The organism is Streptomyces sp. CNP082, assembly GCF_059570535.1.
In genome coordinates, this window is sequence record NZ_JCANSZ010000004.1 from 206,813 (window position 1) to 229,830 (window position 23,018).

At 73.9% G+C, this 23,018-nt stretch carries 14 protein-coding genes and 1 pseudogene; 7 read left to right on the forward strand and 8 right to left on the reverse strand.

Features of this window, described 5'->3' with window-relative positions:
- Window positions 1-312: 312 nt before the first annotated feature.
- Together B124_RS05255 and B124_RS05260 are read right to left on the reverse strand one after the other, a co-directional pair.
- The gene (locus B124_RS05255; protein ID WP_496501452.1) at window positions 313-492 is read right to left on the reverse strand and encodes a hypothetical protein; all 180 of its coding nucleotides are present in this window, start codon (window positions 490-492) and stop codon (window positions 313-315) included.
- A gap of 885 nt (window positions 493-1,377) precedes the next feature.
- Window positions 1,378-1,884, reverse strand: a pseudogene (locus B124_RS05260) (transcriptional regulator); the annotation flags it as partial.
- A gap of 61 nt (window positions 1,885-1,945) precedes the next feature.
- On the opposite strand from B124_RS05260, the gene B124_RS05265 reads away from it, so the two are divergent.
- Window positions 1,946-2,488 (forward strand): flavoprotein, encoded by a 543-nt coding sequence (locus B124_RS05265; protein ID WP_496501453.1) that lies wholly within the window; start codon window positions 1,946-1,948, stop codon window positions 2,486-2,488.
- A gap of 182 nt (window positions 2,489-2,670) precedes the next feature.
- Here B124_RS05265 and B124_RS05270 read toward each other — a convergent pair whose 3' ends face one another.
- Window positions 2,671-4,200: a CehA/McbA family metallohydrolase gene (locus tag B124_RS05270; RefSeq protein ID WP_496501454.1), complete on the reverse strand. Its 1,530-nt coding sequence runs from the start codon at window positions 4,198-4,200 to the stop codon at window positions 2,671-2,673.
- Between the two features lie 316 nt (window positions 4,201-4,516).
- On the opposite strand from B124_RS05270, the gene B124_RS05275 reads away from it, so the two are divergent.
- From B124_RS05275 to B124_RS05285, 3 genes are all read left to right on the forward strand, one after another.
- A complete protein-coding gene (locus B124_RS05275; RefSeq protein ID WP_496501560.1) occupies window positions 4,517-7,165 on the forward strand; it encodes a bifunctional FO biosynthesis protein CofGH in 2,649 nt (882 codons plus the stop codon).
- Between the two features lie 166 nt (window positions 7,166-7,331).
- Window positions 7,332-10,799: a tetratricopeptide repeat protein gene (locus tag B124_RS05280; protein WP_496501455.1), complete on the forward strand. Its 3,468-nt coding sequence runs from the start codon at window positions 7,332-7,334 to the stop codon at window positions 10,797-10,799.
- 149 nt (window positions 10,800-10,948) lie between these two features.
- Window positions 10,949-12,094, forward strand: coding sequence for an ADP-ribosylglycohydrolase family protein (locus B124_RS05285; RefSeq protein WP_496501456.1), 1,146 nt, complete (start codon window positions 10,949-10,951; stop codon window positions 12,092-12,094).
- Window positions 12,095-12,403: 309 nt separating this feature from the next.
- Here B124_RS05285 and B124_RS05290 read toward each other — a convergent pair whose 3' ends face one another.
- The 3 genes from B124_RS05290 to B124_RS05300 all read right to left on the reverse strand — a co-directional run bounded on the left by B124_RS05290 (window position 12,404) and on the right by B124_RS05300 (window position 14,773).
- Window positions 12,404-12,613, reverse strand: coding sequence for a DUF397 domain-containing protein (locus B124_RS05290; protein ID WP_496501457.1), 210 nt, complete (start codon window positions 12,611-12,613; stop codon window positions 12,404-12,406).
- 221 nt (window positions 12,614-12,834) lie between these two features.
- Entirely contained in the window at window positions 12,835-13,692 is an 858-nt protein-coding gene (locus B124_RS05295; RefSeq protein ID WP_496501458.1) for a helix-turn-helix domain-containing protein, read from the reverse strand.
- 331 nt (window positions 13,693-14,023) lie between these two features.
- Window positions 14,024-14,773 (reverse strand): GOLPH3/VPS74 family protein, encoded by a 750-nt coding sequence (locus B124_RS05300; protein WP_496501459.1) that lies wholly within the window; start codon window positions 14,771-14,773, stop codon window positions 14,024-14,026.
- A 1,730-nt stretch (window positions 14,774-16,503) separates the two neighbouring features.
- Here B124_RS05300 and B124_RS05305 point away from each other — a divergent pair.
- Both B124_RS05305 and B124_RS05310 read left to right on the forward strand, forming a co-directional pair.
- Window positions 16,504-18,450 carry a D-alanyl-D-alanine carboxypeptidase gene (locus B124_RS05305; RefSeq protein ID WP_496501460.1) on the forward strand — a complete coding sequence of 649 codons (1,947 nt, stop codon included), beginning with the start codon at window positions 16,504-16,506 and terminating at the stop codon, window positions 18,448-18,450.
- 82 nt (window positions 18,451-18,532) lie between these two features.
- The gene (locus B124_RS05310; RefSeq protein WP_496501461.1) at window positions 18,533-20,749 is read left to right on the forward strand and encodes a DUF8823 domain-containing protein; all 2,217 of its coding nucleotides are present in this window, start codon (window positions 18,533-18,535) and stop codon (window positions 20,747-20,749) included.
- 55 nt (window positions 20,750-20,804) lie between these two features.
- Here B124_RS05310 and B124_RS05315 read toward each other — a convergent pair whose 3' ends face one another.
- The gene (locus B124_RS05315) at window positions 20,805-21,431 is read right to left on the reverse strand and encodes a TetR/AcrR family transcriptional regulator (RefSeq protein ID WP_496501462.1); all 627 of its coding nucleotides are present in this window, start codon (window positions 21,429-21,431) and stop codon (window positions 20,805-20,807) included.
- 82 nt (window positions 21,432-21,513) lie between these two features.
- On the opposite strand from B124_RS05315, the gene B124_RS05320 reads away from it, so the two are divergent.
- A complete protein-coding gene (locus B124_RS05320; RefSeq protein WP_496501463.1) occupies window positions 21,514-21,921 on the forward strand; it encodes a RidA family protein in 408 nt (135 codons plus the stop codon).
- Window positions 21,922-22,421: 500 nt separating this feature from the next.
- Here B124_RS05320 and mihF read toward each other — a convergent pair whose 3' ends face one another.
- A complete protein-coding gene (mihF, locus tag B124_RS05325; protein WP_496501464.1) occupies window positions 22,422-22,751 on the reverse strand; it encodes an integration host factor, actinobacterial type in 330 nt (109 codons plus the stop codon).
- Between the last annotated feature and the right edge of the window lie 267 nt (window positions 22,752-23,018).

Genomic DNA, 23,018 nt, shown 5'->3' on the forward strand with positions numbered 1-23,018 from the left:
ACCCTTGCAGACCACCTTGGCGAAGACGATCTCGGAGGACGACCACAGCGGCCAAACCTGTCGTGCACGGCAGATCGGCTGGATTCTATAGGCCGGCAGCGGCGTTGACCGTGCGGGCACAGCCGAAACGGGTGGTGTCCGAATCCGGTCGTCACGGTTCGGGATTCGTGTAATGGAGGGGACCGGCTTCCCGGGGCGTTGGCTGATGCCCCGGGCCGGGTATCGCGTGAAACGGGCGGGGGATCCCGGTCGGGCGAATGCCCTTCGGGACCGCCTCCTGATCGACGTGCCGTGCGGCACAGGGGTGGGGGATCAGTGGCCGGGATGCCGGCGGATGAGCAGGTCGGCGTCGCTGACAGCCGACAGATCACCCGCCGCGCGGGCGGCGGTCCGTGCGGTGGCCAGCTCCGCGCACGGGGGCTCGTCGGGCAGGGGCCATGCGATGGGCAGGCACACCGGGCCGGCCGGGTACTGGCGCGTGGGGTCACTCACCGGCCACCCCCCTCGCCGGGTCGGCATCGTTCTTCGGTGGCACCTGCCGCCGTGTGCGCCTCCTGCCGGTCGCTGAGTGTCCACCCTTGGCACGCCCTCGCGTTCACGTCGCATTCCTCCTCTTGCGTAGGCGGCCACCGCGTGGGCGGTAGCCGCTGTCGACGGCCCGGCCCTGTGCCTGCGAGGACGCTGGCAGGTCACAGAGCCGGCCCCGTCGGATGGCGTCCCGCGGGGTGGTGTAGCGGACCCGGCACCACGGCCACGACTCCGTGGATCGTGGTCCTGCCGTTGGGCTCGCCCGCGACCGTAGCCGGCGCTTTCGTCGCGGGCGGTGGTCCCGTTGCTGCGGACAGCGTGGAGCCGGTGTTCGGATTCAGGGCAGTCGTGCTCGGGGTGTGCGTCGCCTGCACCATGCCGTGGGATACGACTTGCTGGGTGGGCCGGGCTGGTAGGCGGTGCGGCTCAACGGGGGGCGGATCGGGGCTTGTCCCGGGGGTGGGTGACCCTGCGCGGTGGGTGGGTGTGGTGTCGGGGTGGGTGTTGTGCGTGTGGGCGGAGGGCGCTCCGTATGCGTCTCGCCGTGACGAACCCTGGGTAACCCGCCTGCAGAATTAGGGTAATTCGCCCACCGGGGTCGACTTTCGCTCACTTGCGCGCACTCGGCGGGCTCCCGGGTGCGCCGAGCGCGGCTGTCTCCGAGTCCGAGCGCCGGCTTCGCGATGTGCGGCACATTCGCGCTGTGCGCGGCAACGGGGCCACCGCCCGCGGCGGAAGCGCCGACTACAGTCGCGGGCGAGCCCAGCGGCGGGGCCACGATCCGCGGAGTCACCGTGCCGGGTCCGCTACACCACCCCGCGGGACGCCACCGGCACACCTCCGCCGACCCTCCCCGACCCGTTCGGCGTGGGTGCGGGCCTCGGCGAGGTGTGTGTCTACCGACCCCCTGTCGCGGGCACGCGCCGCGATGATGCAGGCTCCCAAGTGGAGCTGGCCGGCCACCACTTCCCGCTCCCTCGACGGGGTGGCCTGGTCCAGCAGCCCGTGACCTGACGAGACGAGCCGACGGCCGATCGTGTATTCCCCCTCACGGAAGTACACGAGGGCACGCATGTACTGGCGCACCGCCCCCAGGAGCGGATCCGCCGCGCGGGAGGCGGCCCAGTCCATGCGGTCCAGCGCCACAGTGGACAGGTCGTAGAAACCGAGCTTCACCGAGATGTCATGGGCCGTGCGGAAGGTGCTGGCCAGTGCTGCCCACAGCTCCGACGACGGCGTGCGGTGCGCGGCCGTGGTGATCTCTGCGATCAGCCCGGGGAGGTCCAGCGCGGCGTCATGGAGCTTCGTGGCTCTCACCTGCTGGCACAGGGTCTCCGCAGCGGCGACGAGCGGGGGAGCCGCGTGAGACGGGCCTTCCCGGTTGCGTCAGCCCGGCCCCGCACGATGAACTGCGCGAATGGCCAGGAACCGCGTGCTTTACCTGCTGGGCAGTGCCGCTCCACCCGTGCTGAACGTCGAGGATGTCATCAGACGTGCACAGGCGGCGGGATGGAAGGTGTGTCTCGGTCTCACCCCCACCGCAGCCCGATGGCTGGACGACCGAGTGCCCCGGCTGGAGGAGCTGACCGGATATCCGGTCCGCAGCCAACTCAAGCTGCCTCATGAGCCGGACGTCTGGCCGCCCGCTGACGTCGCCGTCGTCGCCCCTGCCACCTTCAACACCATCAACCAGTGGGCCCTGGGGGTCACTGAGAAGTTCGTCGTCGGGTTCGCCGCCGAGGGGATCGGCAAGAACATCCCGCTGGTGGCCATGCCGTGCGTGAACGAAGCCTATGCGCGGCACACCCAGTTCACGCTCAGCATCGAGACCCTTCGCTCCATGGGCGTACACGTCCTCTACGGCGAAGGCGGCTTCGTGCCGAACGAACCGGGCAAGGGCCGGCCGGCCGCATACCCGTGGGACCTGGCCCTCGAAGAGGCCGCGAGGCTGATCGTTTGACGTGACGCCGTTGCCGAGGTGCGCGCCGAGTCGTGTAACTCAGGCCGGTTCGGCGCCTGGTTCCCCTTCCGGCTCGAAGGCAGAGAAGGCCGTCGCAACCGGGGCCGGGGCCGCTGCTCCTGCGGCCCCGGGCCCGCCCCGGGCGGTGGCGGGCGCCGCCGCACACCGCCCCCGGTGCCGCGTCAGCGGCCCAGCCAGATCGGGTTCGTCATCGCCGCCATCGCCCCCGGCAGCCCGCTCGCCCCGCCGTCCGCCACCGGGTGGCGGACCTCCGCGCGGACGAACGCCGCGTACGACGGTGTCGTCTGCCACTCCACCGTCCCCGCGCCGGCCGCCAGCGTCGTCGCGTACAACTGGCCCTCGTCCGTCATGAAGCGGACCTGCGTCTCCGCCGGGCCGCCGGTGACCTTCAGCCGTACTGTCACCTGCCCGTCCTGCGCCGTCCGCAGCCGCTCGCCGATGCCCGCGTGCTCGCCCCGCGGGCCCGACGCCGTGAACTCCACGTCCACGTCCGCCGACTCCGCCAGCCAGCTCCGCCCCGCCCGCAGGCCCGCCAGCAGCGCCTGCCGCGACAGGTCGTCGGCCAGTACCACCGTGTGCGGGAGGCCCACGTCCTGCCCGTCGCGGTGCGCGTCGCTGTTGCCCACCGCCGGGAGCCAGTCCATCGCGCCTTCGCGGCCTGCCGTCAGCGCGTTGTCCCACGCCGCCACCGCCAGCTCGTCGTCCGCCGTCCACGGTCCGTTCCACACCTCGACCGCGTCCGCGCCCTCGTAGCCGAACTTCCACTGGCAGCCGACGAACGGGCAGTTGGGGTGGGCCGGCACGACCAGCCCGCCCGCCGCGTGGATCTGCCGCACGTAGCGCGGGTACGCGTCGTCCCGCGCCCGGTAGCGCCAGTCCACGAAGACGCCCGGGTCGGTGCCGACCGCCAGGTAGTGCCCGTTGCGGGTCGTCACCTCCTCGCCGCACAGCACCAGCAGGTCGTCGCCCCACAGCCCCTCCCACGCGGCGTGCCCGGAGGAGGTGTTGTGCTCCGTCGTCGCGATGAAGTCGAGCTTCGCCGCCCGCGCCGCCGCCGCGACCTCCGCGGGCGTACGGCGGCCGTCCGAGTGGACCGTGTGCAGGTGGCAGTCCCCGCGGTACCACGCCCGGCCGCGGCCCTTGGCCCGCTCCGGCGGGAACCGCGGCGGGGCCGTCTCGCCCGCGGGGCCGTAGCGCAGGGTGATCGTCACCTCGTAGTCGAGACCCTGCGGGGCGATCGTGTACGGGCCGAGCACGACGTGCCAGCGGCCGGCCCGTACCGGCCCCGGCAGATACGCCGGGGTCGTCGCCGCCCGGTCATCGCTGATCGCGAACTCCGTGCGGAAGCCGCCCGACCAGCCGCGGAAGCCCCGGCCGCCCTCGCCGGTGCCGCGCTCGTCGAAGATGCCGATGTCCAGGGCGTTGCCCGTCGTGCCCGCGGGCACCTGGGGGCGTTCGTAGCGGTACGAGACGTGGATCTCGCGCACCCCGCGCGGCACGTCGACCGGCAGGTAGACGAAGTCCGGCGCGCCCGGCTCCAGATGCCCGGTGACGGTCCGGCTGTCGTCGTCCCGCCCGCCGCCGGAGCCGGCTCCGGCGGCGCCGTCGGCCGCGTGCGCGAAGCTCACGGGGGCGAGCGTCAAGGTGCCGGCGGTGGCCGCCGAGAGCTTCAGCAGGTCGCGTCTGTCCACAGGTGCGGTCCCTTCGCGTGGGTTCGTCGCTGAAACGGTGCTACACGGGTCCTATACGCGGGTGACGCGGAAGGGAACACTGCGCGACGGACGGGGCGGCGGAAGCCTGCGGGACGGGCGCCGGCGGGTGGGGCGGGCGTTACGGATGTTACGGGCGTTACGGCCGCGGCAGCGGCCCGGGGGCGCGCCGCCGGGAGAGCACGCCGGCCGCCGCCACCACCGCCGACGCCACCCCGCGGCGTGCCCAGGTGTCCGACCTGCCTCGTATGCTCGAAAGATGAAGCCGCCGCCCGCCCCCGCGCCCACCGCCAATGCCATGCGCCGCGCCCTCAAACGCGCCCGCGACGGCGTCGCTCTCGACGTGTCCGAGGCCGCCGTGCTGCTCCAGGCCCGCGGTGACGACCTGACCGACCTCTCCGCCTCCGCCGCCCGGGTGCGGGACGCCGGTCTGGCGGCGGCCGGCCGGCCCGGCGTCATCACGTACTCGCGCAGCGTCTTCCTGCCGCTGACCCGGCTGTGCCGCGACCGCTGCCACTACTGCACGTTCGTCACCGTCCCCGGCAGGCTGCGCCGCGACGGCCACGGCATGTTCATGTCTCCCGACGAGGTGCTGGACATCGCCCGCCGCGGCGCCGCGCTCGGCTGCAAGGAGGCGCTGTTCACGCTCGGGGACCGGCCCGAGGACCGCTGGCCCGAGGCGCGCGAGTGGCTTGAGGCGCACGGGTACGACGACACGCAGGCGTACGTCCGCGCGATGGCCGTCCGGGTGCTGGAGGAGACCGGCCTGCTGCCCCACCTCAACCCCGGCGTCGTGACCTGGGCCGGCTTCCAGCGGCTCAAGCCCGTGGCCGCGTCCATGGGGATGATGCTGGAGACGACCGCCGAGCGGCTGTGGAGCGAGCCCGGCGGGCCGCACTACGGGTCGCCCGACAAGGAGCCCGCGGTACGGCTGCGGGTGCTTCAGGACGCGGGGCGCTCCTCCGTGCCGTTCACCAGCGGGCTGCTCATCGGCATCGGTGAGACGCCGGCCGAGCGCGCCGAGTCGCTGTTCGCGCTGCGCCGGGTGCAGCGCGCGTACCAGGGCCTCCAGGAGGTCATCGTGCAGAACTTCCGCGCCAAGCCGGACACGGCGATGCGCGGCATGCCGGACGCCGAGCTGGACGACCTCGCCGCCACCGTCGCCGTCACCCGGCTCATCCTCGGCCCTGCGATCGGGGTGCAGGCGCCGCCGAACCTCGTGGACGCGGAGTACGGCAAGCTCATCGCGGCCGGCATCGACGACTGGGGCGGGGTCTCGCCGCTGACGCCGGACCACGTGAACCCGGAGCGGCCCTGGCCGCGGCTCGACGAGCTGGCGGAGCGGTCGGCGGCGGCCGGATTCGAGCTGCGCGAACGGCTCGCGGTCTACCCGGAGTTCGTGCTGCGCGGCGAGCCGTGGCTCGACCCGCGGGTGCTGCCGCACGTCAGCGCGCTGGCCGACCCTCAGACGGGCCTCGCCCGGGACGTGCACCCGGTGGGGCTGCCCTGGCAGGAGCCGGACGGCGGGTTCGCCGCCAGCGGCCGTACGGACCTGCACCGCACCATCGACACCGAGGGCCGCACGGGCGACCGGCGCGCCGACTTCGACGCGGTGTACGGCGACTGGGAGGCCCTGCGCGAGACGGCACGGGAGCTGTCGGCGGACGGCGAAGCCCCGGCGGGCGGCCTGGACTCGGCCGGCGGCCCGGACCCGGCGGGCGGCCCGGAGCCGGCCGGCGGCCCGGCTCCCGCGGCCCCGGGCGACTCCGCGCCCGAGCGCCTCGACCCCGCCCTGCGCGCCGCCCTCGCCCGCGCCGCCGACGACCCCGTCCGGCTCACCGACGACCAGGCCCTCGCCCTGCTGCACGCCGACGGGCCCGCCCTGGACGCCCTGTGCGGCATCGCCGACGACCTCCGCCGCGCCACCGTCGGCGACGACGTCACGTACATCGTCACCCGGAACATCAACTTCACCAACGTCTGCTACACCGGCTGCCGCTTCTGCGCCTTCGCCCAGCGCCGCACCGACGCCGACGCCTACACCCTCTCCCTCGACCAGGTCGCCGACCGCGCCGCGCAGGCGTGGGACGTGGGCGCCGTCGAGGTGTGCATGCAGGGCGGCATCCACCCCGACCTGCCCGGCACGGCGTACTTCGACATCGCCCGCGCCGTGAAGGAGCGCGTCCCCGGCATCCACGTGCACGCCTTCTCGCCCATGGAGGTCATGAACGGCGCCGCCCGCACCGGCATGTCCGTACGCGACTGGCTGACCGCCGCCAAGGAGGCCGGCCTCGGCTCTATCCCCGGCACGGCCGCCGAGATCCTCGACGACGAGGTGCGCTGGATCCTCACCAAGGGCAAGCTGCCCGCGGCCGACTGGATCGAGGTCGTCACCACCGCGCACGACCTGGGGCTGAGGTCGTCGTCCACGATGATGTACGGGCACGTGGACCAGCCCCGCCACTGGCTGGGCCACCTGCGGCTGCTCGCGGAGCTCCAGCAGCGCACCGGCGGCTTCACGGAGTTCGTCACGCTGCCGTTCATCCACACTAACGCGCCGGTCTACCTGGCGGGCATCGCCCGCCCCGGGCCGACCATGCGCGACAACCGCGCGGTCACCGCCATGGCCCGGCTGCTGCTCCACCCGCACATCACCAACATCCAGACGAGCTGGGTCAAGCTCGGCGCGGACGGGGCGGCGCAGATGCTCCGCTCCGGCGCCAACGACCTGGGCGGCACGCTGATGGAGGAGACGATCTCGCGGATGGCGGGCTCGTCGTACGGGTCGTACCGCTCGGTGCAGGACCTCGTCGCCATCGCCGCCGCCGCGGGCCGCCCGGCCCGGCCGCGGACGACGACGTACGGCGAGGTGCCGGCGGAGCGCGTGCGCGCGGCGGAGGCGGCGGACGGCAAGCTGCCGGAGCTGCTGCCGGTGCTGGGCCAGTAACGGGCGACGGTACGGACCGGGGTGCCCGGCCCGCGGGGAACGCGGCGCGGGCGGGCGTCCGGCGGGGCCGGCCCGTACGGGACCCGACCCCTGGCGTGAACCCGCCAGGACCCGCGGCGCGCGCCGCCCACGAGGCTTTAAGCTCGCCTCCGGGGGAGGTGGCGCCGTGTCCGAAGTGCGTCCGTCCATGCAGGACTTGATCCGCGACCGCCGCCGGTCCGGCTTCGTCGGCCGGCAGCGTGAGATCACCGCGTACCGGGACAACTTCCGCTGTCCCCCGGAGGATCCGGCGCACCGCTTCCTCTTCCACTTCCACGGCGTCGCCGGCGTCGGCAAGACGTCGCTGCTGCGCCGGCTGCTCCAGCTCGCGGGGGAGCAGGGGGCGCTGACCGCGCAGGTCGACGAGGCGGCGGCCAGCGTGCCCGAGGCGATGGAGGCGATCAGCACCCAACTCGCCCGCCAGGGCCACCCGCTGAAGGGCTTCGACCGGCTGCTCCAGCGCTACCGCCAGCGGCGCCACGAGGCGGACTCCGTCGTCGCCGCCTTCGACGGCGCCCCCGGCCCGCCCGGCGCGGTCGGCGCGGGCCCGCCCGCGGTGCCGGGCCAGGCCGCCGCGATGGCCGCGGCCGGCCCCGGGCACCTTCCCGCTGCCGGCTCCCTCGCCGCCGGCTCCCTCGCCCCCGCGGCGCAGGCGCCCGCCGCCTCGCCCGCCGCCGGCATCGCCGCCCAGGCGGGCCTGGCCGGTCTCGGCCTCGTCCCCGGACTCGGCGCCGTCGCCGGCGCCATGGACCCGCAGCAGGTCGCGCAGAGCCTCGACCGCTGGCGCGCCGCGCTCTCCACCCGGCTGCGCAGCCACGACGACGTCCAGCTCGTCCTCTCCCCGCTCCAGGCCCTCACCCCCGCCTTCCTCGACGACCTGCGCGCCGTCGGCACGACGGTCCCGTGGATCGCGCTCTTCTTCGACACGTACGAGCGCACCGGACCGGTCCTCGACGCCTGGCTGTGCGACGTGATGACCAGCGACCGCTACGGCGCACTGCCCGCCAACGTCGTGGTGACCCGCGCCGGGCAGCAGCGGCTCGACCGCGCCCGCTGGCCCGCCGGCGACTTCGCCGCGGAGCTGGAGCTGGCGGTCTTCACCGAGGAGGAGGCCCGCGGGCTCATCGCCGCCCGGGGCATCGCCGACGCCCGGGTCGTGGACGAGATCCTGCATCTGTCCGGGCGGCTGCCGGTGCTCACCTCGATGCTCGCCGAGACGCCGCCCGCGGGGCCGGGCGGTGCCGGGGACCCGAGCGGCACGGCGGTGGAGCGGTTCTTGAAGTGGGTGGCCGACCCGGTGCAGAAGTCCGCGGCGCTGGCCGCCGCGCTGCCGCCCGCGCTGGACGAGGACGTCTTCCGCGTCGCCGTCGAGCCGGCCGCCGCCGGCCTGTACTCGTGGCTGCGTGCGCTGCCGTTCGTCAGCGACGAGGCGGGCCGGGTGCAGTACCACGGCGTGGTGCGCTCGGCGATGCTGCGGGTGCAGCGCACCCGCTCGCCGCAGCGGTGGCGCGAGCAGCACCGCGCGCTGGCGGCGGCGCACGCCGGCTGGTGCGCGGAGCTGGAGGCGAGCCTGCCGGACGTGGCCGGGGGCGATCCGGAGGAGGACCGCTGGCTTGACGAGCGGTGGTTCGGCCACCGCCGCAACGAGACGTACCACCTGCTCTGCGCCGACCCCCAGGGCGCCCTGCCGCGCGCCCGCCGCGACGCGCTCCAGGCCGCCGACCTCGGCCCGGCCGAGACCCGCCGGTGGGCGCAGACGCTGGAGCAGGCGGGCGTGGACGCGGACAGCGAGCCGGTACGGGACTGGGGCCGGCGGCTGCTGGCGGCGCTGGGGGAGGAGGCGCGGCGGGAAGGCCAGCGGGGGCTCGTCGAGGTGTGCACGTTCCTCCTGCAGGAGGCGGAGCTGACCGAGCCGGAGCGGGTGCTCGCGTACGCGCTGCGCGGGCGGGAGCACCGCACGCGCAACGAACTCGACCGGAGCATCGCGGACTTCAGCCGGGCGCTGGAGCTGGACCCGGGGTTCGTCCGCGCCTACGCGGGCCGCGGCCAGGCGTACGTCTACCTCGACCGCTTCGCGGAGGCGGAGGCGGACTTCACGTACTGCGTCGAGCACGACCCCGACACCGCCTGGTCGCTGACCTACCGTGGCAGGACCCGGCTCAATCTGGAGCGCTTCGGCGACGCGATGACCGACCTGAACCAGGCGGTGGAGGCGGGCCCGTCCCCCCTGACCTGGGCGATGCGCGGCGAGACGCACCGCCTCACCGGCTCCCTGGTGCAGGCGCTCGCCGACTTCGACCGGGCCGTCGAGGCGGCCGACGGCGACTATGCGTACGCCTTCGCCAGCCGCGGCCAGTGCCACGCCAAGCTCGGCCGGGTCGACGAGGCACTGGCGGACCTGAGCCGGGCGCTGGAAGCCGATCCGCAGTGGCATTGGTGCTGGGGCGAACGCGGCGCGGTGCACCAGGAAGCCGGGCGATTCGACGCGGCCATCGCCGACTACTCCCACGCGCTGGAACTGTCGCCGGCCTACGACTTTGCCTACGCCAACCGGGCCCGCTGCCTTATGCACCTGCGGCGTTTCGACGAAGCGCTCGCCGATCTGAACCGGTCGTTGGAGATCGACCCGCACGGGTCGGATAGCTGGGCCGACCGCGGCGAGGTGCACCGCGTTCTGGGACGTACGGAACAGGCGCTTGCCGACTTCGACCGGGCCGTGGAGCTGAACGACGACTACGCCTGGGCCATCGCCAACCGGGGCCAGTGCTACGTGACGCTGGAGCGGGACGATGAGGCGCTGGCCGACTTCGGCCGCGCGCTGGAGATCGAGCCGGAGAACGCGTGGGCGCTGGAGCAACGCGGAGACCTCTACCGGAGACTCGACCGCTTCAACGAATCGCTCGTGGACTACGAGCGCGCCCTGCAGATCGACGCCACGCGCAGATGGGCGCATCTCGGCCGGGCCCGCACCCTCGGCCACGTCGGGCGCACGGCGGAGGCGTACGCCGAGCTCGACCTGCTCCTCGCCGACCGGCCGGACTACGGCGACGCGCTGCGCTGGCGGGGACGTCTGCTCGCCCTGGAGGGGCGGGGGGAGGAGGCGCTCGGCGCGTTGGACGAGGCGCTCGCGGCGGATCCCGGCAACGGGTCGGTGCACTCCGACAAAGCCGAAACGCTGATGGAGCTTGGGCGGTACGAGGAGGCCGGTCTGCACGTCGCGGCGGCGCTTGCGGCCGATCCGGAGGACGGTTTCCACCGGTTCGACGAGGCCCTGCTGGCGCGCCTCGCAGGCGGCCCGCAACCCGCCGCGCGCTGGGCCGCGGTGGAGGCGGCGATGCTGGAGGACTGCGTCACCGGCCTGGACCGGGCCGAGACCCGGCTGGTGTGCCGTGCCGCCGCCGGGGACTGGGCCGCCGCGGACGCGGCGCTGGCGGAGGTGGCGTCCGGGACCCCGTACTGGCTGCTGCTCAAGGACCTGTTCGCGATGCTCGGCCTGCTGGCCGCCGGGCCGGACACGGCGGACGCGGACCGTGCCCGGATCGAGGGATATCTGCGCGTAATCGGCGATCTGCTCCGCGAGCTGCCCGGAGATTGACGGGCGAACGCCCGCTGGCCTCTCGTTTCCCTCGATTACAGTGCTGGGCCGGAACACGTTCCGACAGCGTGAGACGTGACCGGGCGAGACCGGAGAGCGTGGGACCTGACAGAGCGAGACCTGACCGAACGTCCGACTGAGGTGGCCTAGTGACGACCGCACGCCGCACCTGGGGCCGCGCCGAGCAGCAGGACTTCCGCAGCAGAGTGCGCGGCTGCCTGCTCGGCGGCGCGGTGGGCGACGCCCTCGGCGCGGGCGTCGCGGACGCCTCCCTGGCGGAGATACGGGCCGCGCACGGACCGCAGGGCGCGGCCGACTTCGCCCCGGCCTACGGCCGCCGCGGCGCGGTCACGGACGAGACCCAGATGACCCTGTTCACGGTCGACGGCCTCATCCGCGCCCAGGTGCGCCGCGACGGCGGCCGGTGGCACCCGCCGACCGACGTGCACGCCGCGTACCGCCGCTGGTACGCCACGCAGAAGGACTGGGGCCCCGACGAGCGCAACGCCGAGGACGGCTGGCTGGCGCGCGAGGAGTGGCTGTACGCGCAGCGCGGCGCGCCCCGCTCCTGCCTGCGCGGCCTGGCCGACGACCGCATGGGCACCCTGCAGCAGCCCCGCAACCCGGAGGCGAAGGACCCGGGGGCCGTGGTGCGGTCCGCACCGTTCGGGCTGCTGGTGGGCTGGGAGCCGCAGTTGGTCTTCCAACTCGCCGCCGAGTGCGCCACGCAGACGCACGGCCACCCGACCGGCTATCTGGCGGCGGGCGCGTACGCGGTCGTGGTCCACGGCCTCGCCCGCGGCGACGCGCCGGAGGAGGCGGTGGGGCGGGCGCTGGAGATCCTCGCGGGCCGCCCGGGGCACGAGGAGACCACGGTGGCCGTACGCACCGCGCTCGACGCCCGCCGGGGCCAGGACCCGGGCCAGGGGCCTGGTCCTGGCCCGGATCACGGCCCCGGCGCGGAGCAGGTGGAGCGGCTCGGCACCGGCGAGAGCGCCGCGGAGGCCGTCGCCCTCGCCCTGTACTGCGCGCTGGCGGCCACCGACGTACGCCACGGCCTGCTCCTCGCCGTCAACCACGGCGGCGCCTCCGACGCCACCGGCTCCCTCTGCGGCAGCCTGCTGGGCGCGCAGCACGGCGAGACGGCGCTGCCGCCGGCGTGGGTGGCGGAGGTCGAGGGCCGGGGCACGATCCTGCAACTGGCGGACGACTTCGCGCTGGAGATGACCCTGGGCCCGGCGCTCCACGGCGAGACGGCCCCCAACACGGCCTGGCTGCAACGCTACCCGCGCTGACGCCGCCGCGAGGCGGCCGGGGTGTGGACTCGGGGAGGCGGCCCGGCGAGGTCTCCGGGCCGGTCGGGAACCGCGCGGCAGTCGCGAACCAGGCCGTAGCTGGAAGCCAGACGGCAGCCGGGAACTGAGCGGCAGTCGGGAGCTGAGCGGCAGTCGGGAGCTGAGCGGCAGTCGGGAGCTGAGCGGAAAAGGTCGAGCCCTCTCGGCCGGGACGGCGTCCAGTCGAGAGGGCCGTCGGACGTGCGGCGGTGTGATTCCCGGGTGGCGTAACGGAGTCGTTCCGCCGCTACGCCCCGGAATCAGCCGCGATCACTCAGGACGGAATGCACCGCTGGCCGCCTCGGCGACGAATGCGGCCCACGATTCGGGGGCGAAGTCCAGGACCGCCCCGTCCGGGACCTTGGAGTCGCGCACCGAGACCAGCCCGGGAGCGGTCGAACGCACCTCGATGCACTCGCCGTTGCCCGCGGAGTGGGTTGATTTGGTCCAGGCGCCGGTGGCGCCGAGTTCGATTGCCATGTTTCTCTCCGGTTTGCTGAAGGACTCAGACTTCTTCCCTGCCCGTTCCAGGCCGGAGTGTTGTCGACGCCCCGGCCCGACGCCGAGACGCTACCCCTCAACAACCCACCGGTCAGCGGGCTTTCACTCAACCGGATGGCGAACGGCCGCTGCTCTTCCGGAGCGTCCCGGCACGGGTGTACTGTGCCTCCGTTTCGGATACCCGGCCGCGCGCCCGGTTATCAGCGGGCGTACTTCTTCGCCGCGTCCGCGATGAATTTCCGGGTCTGCTCGGGATTGAGCGCCTGTGCCCGCAGATGTTCGTACATCAAGCTGTAGTTGTGGACGTCGTCGCTTTTCTCCAAGTAGAGATCGCTGGTGACGCCCTCCAGATAGATCACGCTGGAGTCGGACTCCTCGGGAAACTCCAGGATCGCGTACTGCCCGGTCACTCCCGGGTGCGCGCCCGTCTCGAACGGCAGCACCTGCACCGTGACATGCGGGAACTCCGACACCTCCAGGAGATGGTCCAACTGCTCGCGCATGATCTGCGCGTTGCCCACCATGCGCCGCAGCGCGGCCTCGTCGAACACCGCCCACAGACGCAGCGGCTGGTCCGTCTCCCTTATCCGGTCCTGCCGCCGCATCCGCACGTTCACCCGCTTCTCGACGTCCGCCGTCGTCACCTCCGGCGAACTGCCGGCGATGACGGCCTCCGCGTACGCGCGCGTCTGGAGCAGTCCGGGCACGACGAGCGACTGGTAGATGCGCAGGGAGGCGGCGGCGGTCTCCAGGCCGATGTAGACGCTGTACGGCACGTCCCCGAAGGCGTTCCACCAGCCCTGCTGGCGGGACTCCTTCGCCATCTGCATCAGCGAGTTGACGACCCGCTCGTCCTCCACCTCGTACACCCCGCACAGATCGCGTACGTCCCGCTGGCTGATGCTGCGCCGGCCGTTCTCCAGCCGGCTGATCTTCGACTGCGAGACCAGCAGCCGGTCCGCGACCTGCTCGGCGGTCATGTTCTTCTGCTCGCGCAGCCTGCGCAGCTCCTGGCCGAGGCGGCGTCGCCTGACGGTAGGGTTGACGTTGGACGCCAAGGGAGTTGCACCTCCGGGTGCGTGATCCGCGTACGGACGTATCTGATTACTGGGTGCAGCCTGCCACCGACGGAGTGTGCGGCGCTGCTATCGACGCGAAATAGCCGCAGAGGGCAAAGGTTTGGCACACAATGTGTGCCCTGTGTGGCCGCGGGCGTCCGTTGCGACCGCCGGAACGCATGGCAGGGCCCCGCCCGGGTCGAGGCCACTCGACCGGACGGGACCCTGCGTTGCGGCTCCCGTTCCCGCACTGGCACACCGGCGCGCCACGCCTCGCCCGTACGCAAGGGCGCGTACGGGCCCGGCGTCGCTCACGGCCGCCGGGGCGGGCTCAGCGCACCGCGGCCGTCCGGATCATCCCCGCGCGGCGGGACCCCGCGGGAACTCCGGCAGGCTGCGCGACAGCCGGCGGACGAGCCGCGGGACGGCCGCCTCCGGAAGTGCGCCGCGGCTGAGCGGTGACGCCGTTCTGCACATCCATCACGGCGTGCGCCACCAGACCGCCCATCGGGTCGTGCCTGATCAGATCCCGGAGCCGGGAGCGCGCGGAGCGCCCCTCGTTCCCGGGGTAGAGATGCTTGCCGAGTCCGACCGCGTGGGCCAGCGCGGCAAGCGCCGCAGTCCGCGGGTCCGGCGGGACGCCGGTGCGGATCGCGCTGTCCAGCCGGGCGCGTATCTCCCGGCTGATGGCGGTGTCCGTTGCCTGATATCGAGTGGTTGGTAGGACCCCGCACATCTGGCTCTCCACGGCATGCACCATGCCGCAGCGCTCCAGATGGGCGAGATACGTCTGGCGCAACCCCAGACGTGGCCCACCGATCCAGTTGACTGCGCGCACGGGACTGCCACGGCGACGCAGCAGCTCGAGCGCTGTGTCCAAAGTGGGGTCCCCGGTCGGACGCGGAAGTATCACGGCGATACGATCCCCGTCCGGGGCTATTCGCCCGGCCAGAGCGAGCTCGACGAGCTGTGCTCCTGCCAGGCCGAGGTCGAGCGACTGCGGCTGCGCAGTGGTACCCGTGGCCGGGTCCAGTGCCAGCAGCAGAAGCTCCTCCGGAAGTGTTCTGCGGCTCCTGCCCATCCATGCCTCCCCGCGTGGATGAATGACAGGGTGACGCCTCTCACATTGGTCTGTCGAGAGTGCGTGGGCGCTTTGATCGGGAACCTGTAGGTATGTCGTTCTCGTCTCTCAGAAGCGGGCGAGAGACGGCTGCGTCCCCTTAGGGTGGGTGGCTACGCCATGGTTGACGCGGTTGTGCGGTTGTGACGGAGGAGGAGAAGTCGGTGGCGGTCGAGTCCCCCGGGAGGTCCGAGGAGCAGCAACCGTCGGGGTCGGCGACCGTGGACGAACATGAACCCCGCGATCCGCACGACGCGGATCGCGACGCGGACGGCGAACGCGACCCGCGCCTGGCGTTCACGTCCCCCACCGACAACGCCCCCGCCCCGGCGCCGGTTCCCGCCCAGGGGGACGCGGAGCGAACTGCGCGCGGGGCGACGGCGGATGACGGTGCCGCGACGGCCGGCCGGGAGGCCGGGGCGGGTTCGGGGCCGGAGTCCCGGGGCGGGTCGTCCGAGCCCTCGGCGGGTGCCGCCCGCGGGGACGGCCGGGAGGCGGAAGCGGGTTCCCGGACGAAGCCCCCGGACACGTCGCCCGGGTCCCAGCCCTCGGCGGGCGCCGCCCGCTCCGGAGGGAAGACCGGGAAGACGCCGTCCCGGCCGAAGGCCGGGGGCGCCACCGCGGCGAAGCCCGCGGACGCGGACGGCCAGGCACCCGGGTCGTCGACGGGCGGCGATTCGCCGGCGCGCTCGGAGGGCTCCGGCGCGAAGCCGGCGTCCCGGCCGAAGACCGCGGGCAAGGCCGCGTCGCGGGACGAGGGCGCTGCGGCGCCTGCCGCGTCCAAGTCGGCCGCCAGCGCCCCGGTTGCCGACGACGCGGCGGAACCGCGGCCGAAGGCCGAGGGCCGTTCCGGGGGCGGCGATGGCTCCGGCGCGAAGCCGGCCGCCGGGCCGAAGGCCAAGGCTGCCGGCAAGGCGAAGAGCGGCACTGCGGCCGACGTCGGCAAGACGGCCGGGTCGGCCGGTGCCGGGTCGCGTGCGGGCGGCGAAGGCGCGGACACGGACGGCGCCGGTGCGAAGCGCGGATCGGCGGCTGCCAAGTCGGCGCCTGCGCCGGGTTCGTCGCGCCCGAAGTCTGGTGGGTCGTCCGCGGCTGACGAGGCCGGCAAGTCCGGCGGGTCGGCCGACGCCGAGTCGTCGGCGGGCGGCGGTGGCTCCGGTGCGAAGGCGGCGTCCCGGCCGAAGACCGCGGGCAAGGCTGCGTCGCGGGACGAGGGCGCTGCGGCGCCTGCCGCGTCCAAGCCGGTCGCCAGCGCGCCGGTTAGCGATGGCCCGGCTGAGCCGGCATCGCGGCCGAAGGCCGAAGGCCGTCCGGCGGACGGCGACGGGTCCGGCGCACACTCCGCGGACGCGCCTGCGGCACGGAGTGGGGCCGGTGCCGGGGCCGAGGGTGGCACGGCTGGTGCGTCGGGTACCGGCTCCCCGGCGGGTTCCGCTCGGCCGGAGGCCGGGGAGGCGGCGGGCGCCGGTGGGGCCGGCGCGCGGGGCGCGTCCCGGCCGAAGGCCGTGAAGGCGGAGGATACGGCGACTGCCACCCTCAGGGTTCCGCCCGCTGCGGACGCAGGGGGTGCCGTTGTGCCCGGGGCTCGGGCCGGTGCGGAGCAGGAGGGCTCTGAGGGGGCTCAGGGCGCCTCTCGCGGGGCCCGTGGGGGCGCCGGTGGGTCCGGGGGCCCTGAGGCGGCTGAGGCGCGCGTGGAGGGCGATCTCGCCCCCGGCCGTGCCCGGGAGGCCGGGAGCGACGGCTCCGACGGCCCCGAGGACTCTCCGGTTACGGGTTCCGACGGCTCCGGGGACTCCTCGGCTGCAAGCTCCGGCGCGTCCGGTGGCGCAGCCGGTGCCAAGGACTCCGCCACCGCCAGCTTCCGGCTGGTCGCCGAGGCCGACGCCGCCAAGGTCGGCGGCGATGAGCAACTGCGTGCCGCCGTTGCCGCCTGGGTGACCAAGTCCGACTCCCCGGCACCCGTCGTCGAAGACGAGCCCGGTGACGCCGTCCCGGAGGCGGCCACGCCCGGTGACGTAGACGGTGCCGAGGACGTAGAAGACGAGCCCGCCGACGCCGTGCCGGAGGACGCCGGCCAGGACCGCGGACAGGACCGCGGCCAGGGCCCCGGCGGTGCTCCGGCTGCGGGGAGGCTCGCCGGGCCGCCCGGCAGCACCTTCGTGCCGCTCAAGACCGACTCCGACCTGCCGGCCAAGCCCCCCGCGCCGCCGGCCAAGCCCCCCGCGCCGCCGGCCAAGCCCCCCGCGCCGCCGGCCAAGCCCGCCACGCCGCCGGCGCCGGCCGCGCCGCCCTCCGGGCGGCCCTCCGCACCGCCCGGGTGGGAGCTGACCCAGCAGCAGCCCCTCCCCCCGTACGAGGAGAAGCGCCCCCTCGACCTGCTCGCCGAGCTGACCAACACCCCGCCGCCGCCCGAGACCCTCACCCGTACCCTCGTGCGGCGCGTGAAGATCTGGACGCCGCTGGTCATCCTGCTCGCGATCATCCTCGGCGTGGTCCAGATGCTCCGTCCGCTGCCCGCCCCGTCCCTCACCCTCACCGCCGCCGCCAGCTACGAATTCGAGGGCGGCACCCCCGAGATGCCCTGGCCCGGCGAAGGCCAGGCGGCGATAGACGTGGCCGGGCTCGGCAGCCTCGGTTCGTACGGGAAGCAGAAGTCCGTGCCGATCGGCAGCGTCGCCAAGGTCATGACGGCGTACATCATCCTGCGCGACCACCCCATGAAGCCCGGCACCAAGGGCGCGAGCATCCCGGTCGACGACACCGCCGTCGCCGAGGCCGCTCTCAGCGCCGAGGGCGAGACGACCGTAGAACTCGACCCGGACTCCAAGCTCAGCCAGGAGGAAGCCCTCAAGGCCCTGCTCATCTCCTCCGCCAACAACGTCGCCCGGCTGCTCGCCCGCTGGCACTCGGACGGCGACATGCAGGCGTTCGTGGACGAGATGAACAGGACCGCGGAAGAGCTGGGCATGGACGGCACCACCTACACCGACCCCAGCGGCCTGAAGGAGACCACCGTCTCCACCGCCGAGGACCAGGTGATCATCGGCAAGGCGGCGATGAAGGACCCGCTGTTCAAGCAGATCGTCGTCATGTCCGGCTACACCGACAGCCGCGGCGACGACCACGACAACAGCAACAAGATGGTTCCGCTGCACGGCATCGGCATCAAGGTCGGCTCGACCACCAAGGCCGGCGGCAACTTCCTCTTCGCCACCGAGAAGAAGGTCGCGGGCGAGCAGCAACTGATCGTCGGCGCGGTCCTCGGGCAGTACGCGGTGCCGCAGCTTCCGACCGCCATGGAGTTCGGCCGGCAGTTGATGGACGCGGGCGAGAAGGCGCTCACGGACATGACCGTCGTGAAGAAGGGCGATGTCGTCGGAGAGGTCGACGACGGCCTCGGGGGTACGACACCGGTGGTGGCGACCGAGGACGTCGTCGCGCCGGGCTGGGGCGGGCTGAAGGTGGGCCTGGAGCTCGGCGAGGACCGCTCCGGAGAGGTACCGCACGAGGGTGCGAAGGGTGACGTGGTCGGGGTCCTGACGATGGGCTCTGGCCAGGGGGAAGTGCGGGTGCCGGTGGCGCTCGGGGAGGACATGGCGGAGCCTGGCATGGGAGCGAAGCTCAGCAGGCTCGGTTAGCTCCCGGGGGCGTCGTACGCCCGTGCTAGCGTCGCTGGCACCGCCCCCGGGGAAAGACAAGGGAAGACGGGGAGTCGTCGCAGTGACCACCGTGCAGCCGGACCGCGGAGCCGCGTCCGGCGGCCGATCAGGAGGCCGATCAGCAGCAGGACCCCCCGCGGGAGCCGCCGCGGGCGGGTCCACGCCTGCGTCCGCGGACTCCGGCGACCCGGCGGGTCCCGCGGAGAAGCGCGCCCCGGGCGCGGCGGGCAGGGGCGGCGACGGCGACAGTACGGACGCGAGCCTCGCTGGCGGCGACGCCGCCACAGTGACCGACGCCGCCTCTGCGGGCGCCACCACCACGGTGGCCGACGCCGCCCCCGCGGCCGGTGACGCCCCGGAGGGTGACTCCCCGGCCGGTGACGCCGCCGCCCGTACGGACGCCGGGGACGCCTCCGGCACCGCTCGTACGGAAGCCGCCGCCGGCACCGCCGCCCCCCGCACCCCCCGCGCCGCGCGGCGGCGCTTCGCCCCGCCCGACCGGTTCCAGCCCCACCTGCGCTGGCTCGCCCAGCGCCCCGTGCTCACCACCCTCGTCGCCGGCGGCATCCTGCACATCCTGTGGCTGCTGCTCCTCGCCAACGAGGGCGGCGACCTGGCGGCGCAGGACGCCTGGGCCGAGTTCGCCGGTCGGCACCCCTCCACGGCGTACAACTTCGCCTGGTACGGGGGCATGCACCCGGTCTCGTACAGCGTCATCTCGCCCTATCTGATGGCCGTGCTCGGCGTGCGGACGACCATGGTGCTCGCCGGCACGCTCTCCGCCGGCGTGCTGGCGCTGATCCTCGCCCGCTGCCGCCAGGTGCCGCGCCCGCTGGTGCCGTCGCTGTGGGGCGCCGTGGCGCTCGTGGGCAACGCGGCCTCCGGCCGCGTGACGTTCGCGCTCGGGCTGCTCTTCGGGCTCGTCGCGATCGTGCTGGTCTTCCCCGGCGACCGCGACGACGAGGACGGCGCGGGGGAGAAGGGCGGGAAGGACGGGAAGGGCCGCCGCCGGGTGGGCGGCTGGCGGGGGACCGGGGTCGTGCTGTCCGGCATGCTGGCGACGGCCGCGAGCCCGGTGGCCGGGCTGTTCGTCGGGCTGGTCGCCGCCGTGCTGTTCCTGCAGAAGCGGCGTACCGAGGCGTATCTGCTCGGGGTGGCGCCGCCGGTGGTGGTCGCGCTGTCGAGCTGGCTGTTCCCGTTCCAGGGCACGCAGCCGATGCCGTGGATCTCGGCCGTGGCGCCGATGATCACGGCCGCGCTGATCTGGCTGATGGCGCCGGAGTCGTGGCGTACGGTGCGGATCGGCGCGGCGCTCTACTTCCTCGGCACGCTCGCCGCGTGGGTCATCCCGTCGCCGATCGGCAGCAACATCGAGCGGCTGGCGCTGATCTTCGGCGGCACGGTGCTGCTGGTCATCGCGCAGACGGGGACGCGTCCTGCGGCGCCGCGGGTGATGCGGTCCGTGGCGGCGGTGTACCTGGCGTTCGGGGCGATCACCGTGTGGGTGGTCGTCAAGCCCGTCGTCGACCTCGTGCTCACCAGCCCGACCGCGGCCTGGACGCGCGAGCTGGCGCCGCTGGTGGACCAGTTGCGGCAGGTCGACGCGGAGGCCGGGCGGGTCGAGGTGGTGCCGGTGCGCAGCCACCGGGAGGCGTCGGCCCTGGCGCCGTACGTGAGCCTGGCCCGCGGCTGGAACCGGCAGGCGGACCTGGACCGGCACGAGATCTTCTACGACGGCAGCCTGACCCCGAAGACGTACCACGCCTGGCTGAAGACCTGGGCGGTGCGGTACGTGGTGCTGCCGGTGGAGGACCGGCCGGACACCGGGGCGCACGAGGAGGCGAAGATCGTCGCCGAGGGGCAGCCGTACCTGACGGAGATCTGGGCGGACGCGAACTGGCGGCTGTTCCGGGTGAACGACCCCACGCCGCTGGTCGAGGCGCCCGCGGAGGTGCGGCGGGCGGACGAGGGCGAGCTGGTCATCGACGTGAAGTACGCGGGGCCCGTGCTGGTGCGGGTGCCGTTCTCGCCGTGGCTCGGGCTCGTCGACGAGGACGGCGAGGGCGTCGAGGCGCCGCGGGTGCTGGAGGGCGACGGATCGGACGAGCCGGAGGTCGACGGGGTCCGGGAGTGGTCGGAGAGCGGGCAGCTCTACGTGAACCTGGAGGGCTGCGTGACGGAGGCCGGTGAGTGGACCCGGCTGCACGCCCCCCGCCCCGGGACGTACCGGATCTCGGCCCCGTACCAGCTCCCGCGCGGCACGCACTGCCCGGACTGACGGGTCCGGACCGACCGCCGGGACTGAGTGCCCGGCGTGACCGGCCGGACCAGCGTCACGGCGGATCCGCGGTCGCCAGGGCTCCCCATCCCCGCGCGACGGAGTCACGGCACCGTCCGGGCTCGTCGCCCGCGGCGGTGAACAGGGCGGTCAGCATGGGGATGCCGTAGGCGAGCGCCGCGCGCGGCAGCGGGCCGGCGGTGACGAGCGAGGCGAGCCCGTGGCCGACGGCCCAGCTCTGCGTCGCCAGCGTCAGCGCGTCGGTCCCGGCGGCGAAGCGGCCGTCGTCCGTGGCCCGCTCGACGGTACGGACGAGGGTGTGCAGGGTCTCGTCGGCGGCCGAGGGGTCTTCGAGGTCGAAGCCCGCGTCGAACATGATGCGGTAGAGGTCGGGGCTCTCCACCGCGTTGACCAGGTAGGCGGCCCCCAGCGAGGCGAGGTCGCGGACCGCGTCCGCGGTCGGTTCGACGGCGGCGAGCCCGGCGGTCAGCCGGACGAACCCCTCCTGCCGCAGCGCCCGCCACAGCCCGTCCATGCCGCCGAAGTAGGTGTAGACGGCCATCGTGGAGACCCCGGTGCCGGCGACCAGGGTGCGGAGGGTGACGGGTGCTCTCGTGCGCAGCATGTGCGCGGCCCGCTCCAGCAGCAGGGAGCGCACCGCCGGGTCCTTCGTCCGCGCCATGACCGGCACTATACATAACATCGCTATGTATAGTGCGGGACGAGGTGCAAGAAAGAAGAGACGAGCGAGGAAGGGGCCGTATATGTCCGTGACCCTGGTCAATCCCGAGGGGCTGCCGAAGCCCGAGGTCTACCGGCAGGTGTCGGTCGCCACCGGATCGAGACTGGTGTTCCTCGCCGGTCAGGTCGCCCGCGACGCCGACGGCCGCCCCGTGGGCGAAGGCGACCTCGCCGCCCAGGTCGAGCAGAGCTATCTCAACGTCGCGACCGCCCTGGCCGGGGTGGGCGGCTCCTTCGACGACGTGGCGAAGCTGACGGTCTACGTCGTGGACTGGAGCCCGGAGAAGATGCCGCTGCTGGGCGAGGGCGTGAACCGGGCGGCGGCGAAGCTCGGCGTCGACCCGGTCAAGCCGATCACCCTGCTCGGGGTGGCCGCGCTCGGGGAGCCGGACCTGCTGGTCGAGGTCGAGGCGACGGCGGTGCTGGAGTAGCGGCGGCGTGCGGCCGTGGGCCGGGCGGGTGCGTGGTGCAGCGGGTCAGCGGCAGCGGGTCCGGGGCCGGTTGCCCGCGGTGCAGCGCCGGTTGGGTACGGGGGGTCTGGCGGACGTGGCGCAGCGTCTCGGCGTCGGCGTGCGCCAGTAGTGCCTGGCCGTGCATCGGCGGGAGTTCCACGAGCCACATGCCATCGGCGGCCACCTCCTCGCCGCGCCGCCGCCCCGTGCGCCGACCGTGGCTCCAGTGTGTGGTCCGGGGCGGGTGGAAATGCCGATTCCGCGCGAAACGGCCACGTGGGGGCGGAGCCGGTGGTAAAGGGCGGTCGACGGGGCGCCGCGTGGTCGGGCGGCGGACGGAAGCCGACCGGAAGCCGTCCTGCGGCCGGTTCGTCGGGGCCGGCGGCAGCGAGCACGCTCAGTGGGCCCGGGGCCCGCCGTCCGTACGGCACGGTCCACGGGCCCCGGCCCTGCAATCCCCGCCGCCCGCCCCGGAGGGCTCAGCTCCGGACCGCCGCGCCGATCAGCTCCCGCTGCCCCGGGGCCAGGCTCCGCAGCCTGCGGGTGTCCGACAGGCCCAGCCTCGTCATCAGCTTCGCCGTCTGCGCCGGCCCCACCCCCGGCAGCGCCAGCAGGAAGTCTTTCGCCAGCATGTCCCCGGCCAGGGCGTCCCGGGCCGCGCGCTCCAGCGCCTGTACGCAGTCGACTTCGCCGTTCTTGATCGCCCGGACGAGGGCGGTCCGGGCTCGCTGGGCCTCGAGTGCCTGGTCCAAGGCGCGCGCACACTCCACCGGACTGCGCTGTCCCGGGATCTTCTTCATCGGCCCCATCCGCACTACTCCCCTCTAGGTCCTGCGACTTGAAGAGAACAGTAGCCGGAGTATCCGGATTTGATCCGCCATTTGAGTGTGTGCCGCTAAAGTCAGTTGTGCAGAAAAGAGGGCGACTTGGGCGTTTAGTCGCGATGTCGGACGGTCTGCTGGACGTATCCACGGCTCCGCCGAACGGCCGAGCGCACATCCGCTACGCCCCCGGCCGCACCACCTCCGCCGCAGCCCCGCCCGGCCGCGGCCTCCCCGCGGCGCGTTCCGCCCCCG

Bases quoted from the DNA above. Each gene is read 5' to 3' on its own strand.
- B124_RS05265 (WP_496501453.1), top strand. From the start codon at position 1,946: ATGGCCAGGAACCGCGTGCTTTACCTGCTGGGCAGTGCCGCTCCACCC.
- B124_RS05275 (WP_496501560.1), top strand. From the start codon at position 4,517: ATGCGCCGCGCCCTCAAACGCGCCCGCGACGGCGTCGCTCTCGACGTG.
- B124_RS05290 (WP_496501457.1), bottom strand. From the start codon at position 12,613: ATGGCAATCGAACTCGGCGCCACCGGCGCCTGGACCAAATCAACCCAC.
- B124_RS05300 (WP_496501459.1), bottom strand. From the start codon at position 14,773: ATGGGCAGGAGCCGCAGAACACTTCCGGAGGAGCTTCTGCTGCTGGCA.
- B124_RS05315 (WP_496501462.1), bottom strand. From the start codon at position 21,431: ATGGCGCGGACGAAGGACCCGGCGGTGCGCTCCCTGCTGCTGGAGCGG.
- B124_RS05320 (WP_496501463.1), top strand. From the start codon at position 21,514: ATGTCCGTGACCCTGGTCAATCCCGAGGGGCTGCCGAAGCCCGAGGTC.
- mihF (WP_496501464.1), bottom strand. From the start codon at position 22,751: ATGGGGCCGATGAAGAAGATCCCGGGACAGCGCAGTCCGGTGGAGTGT.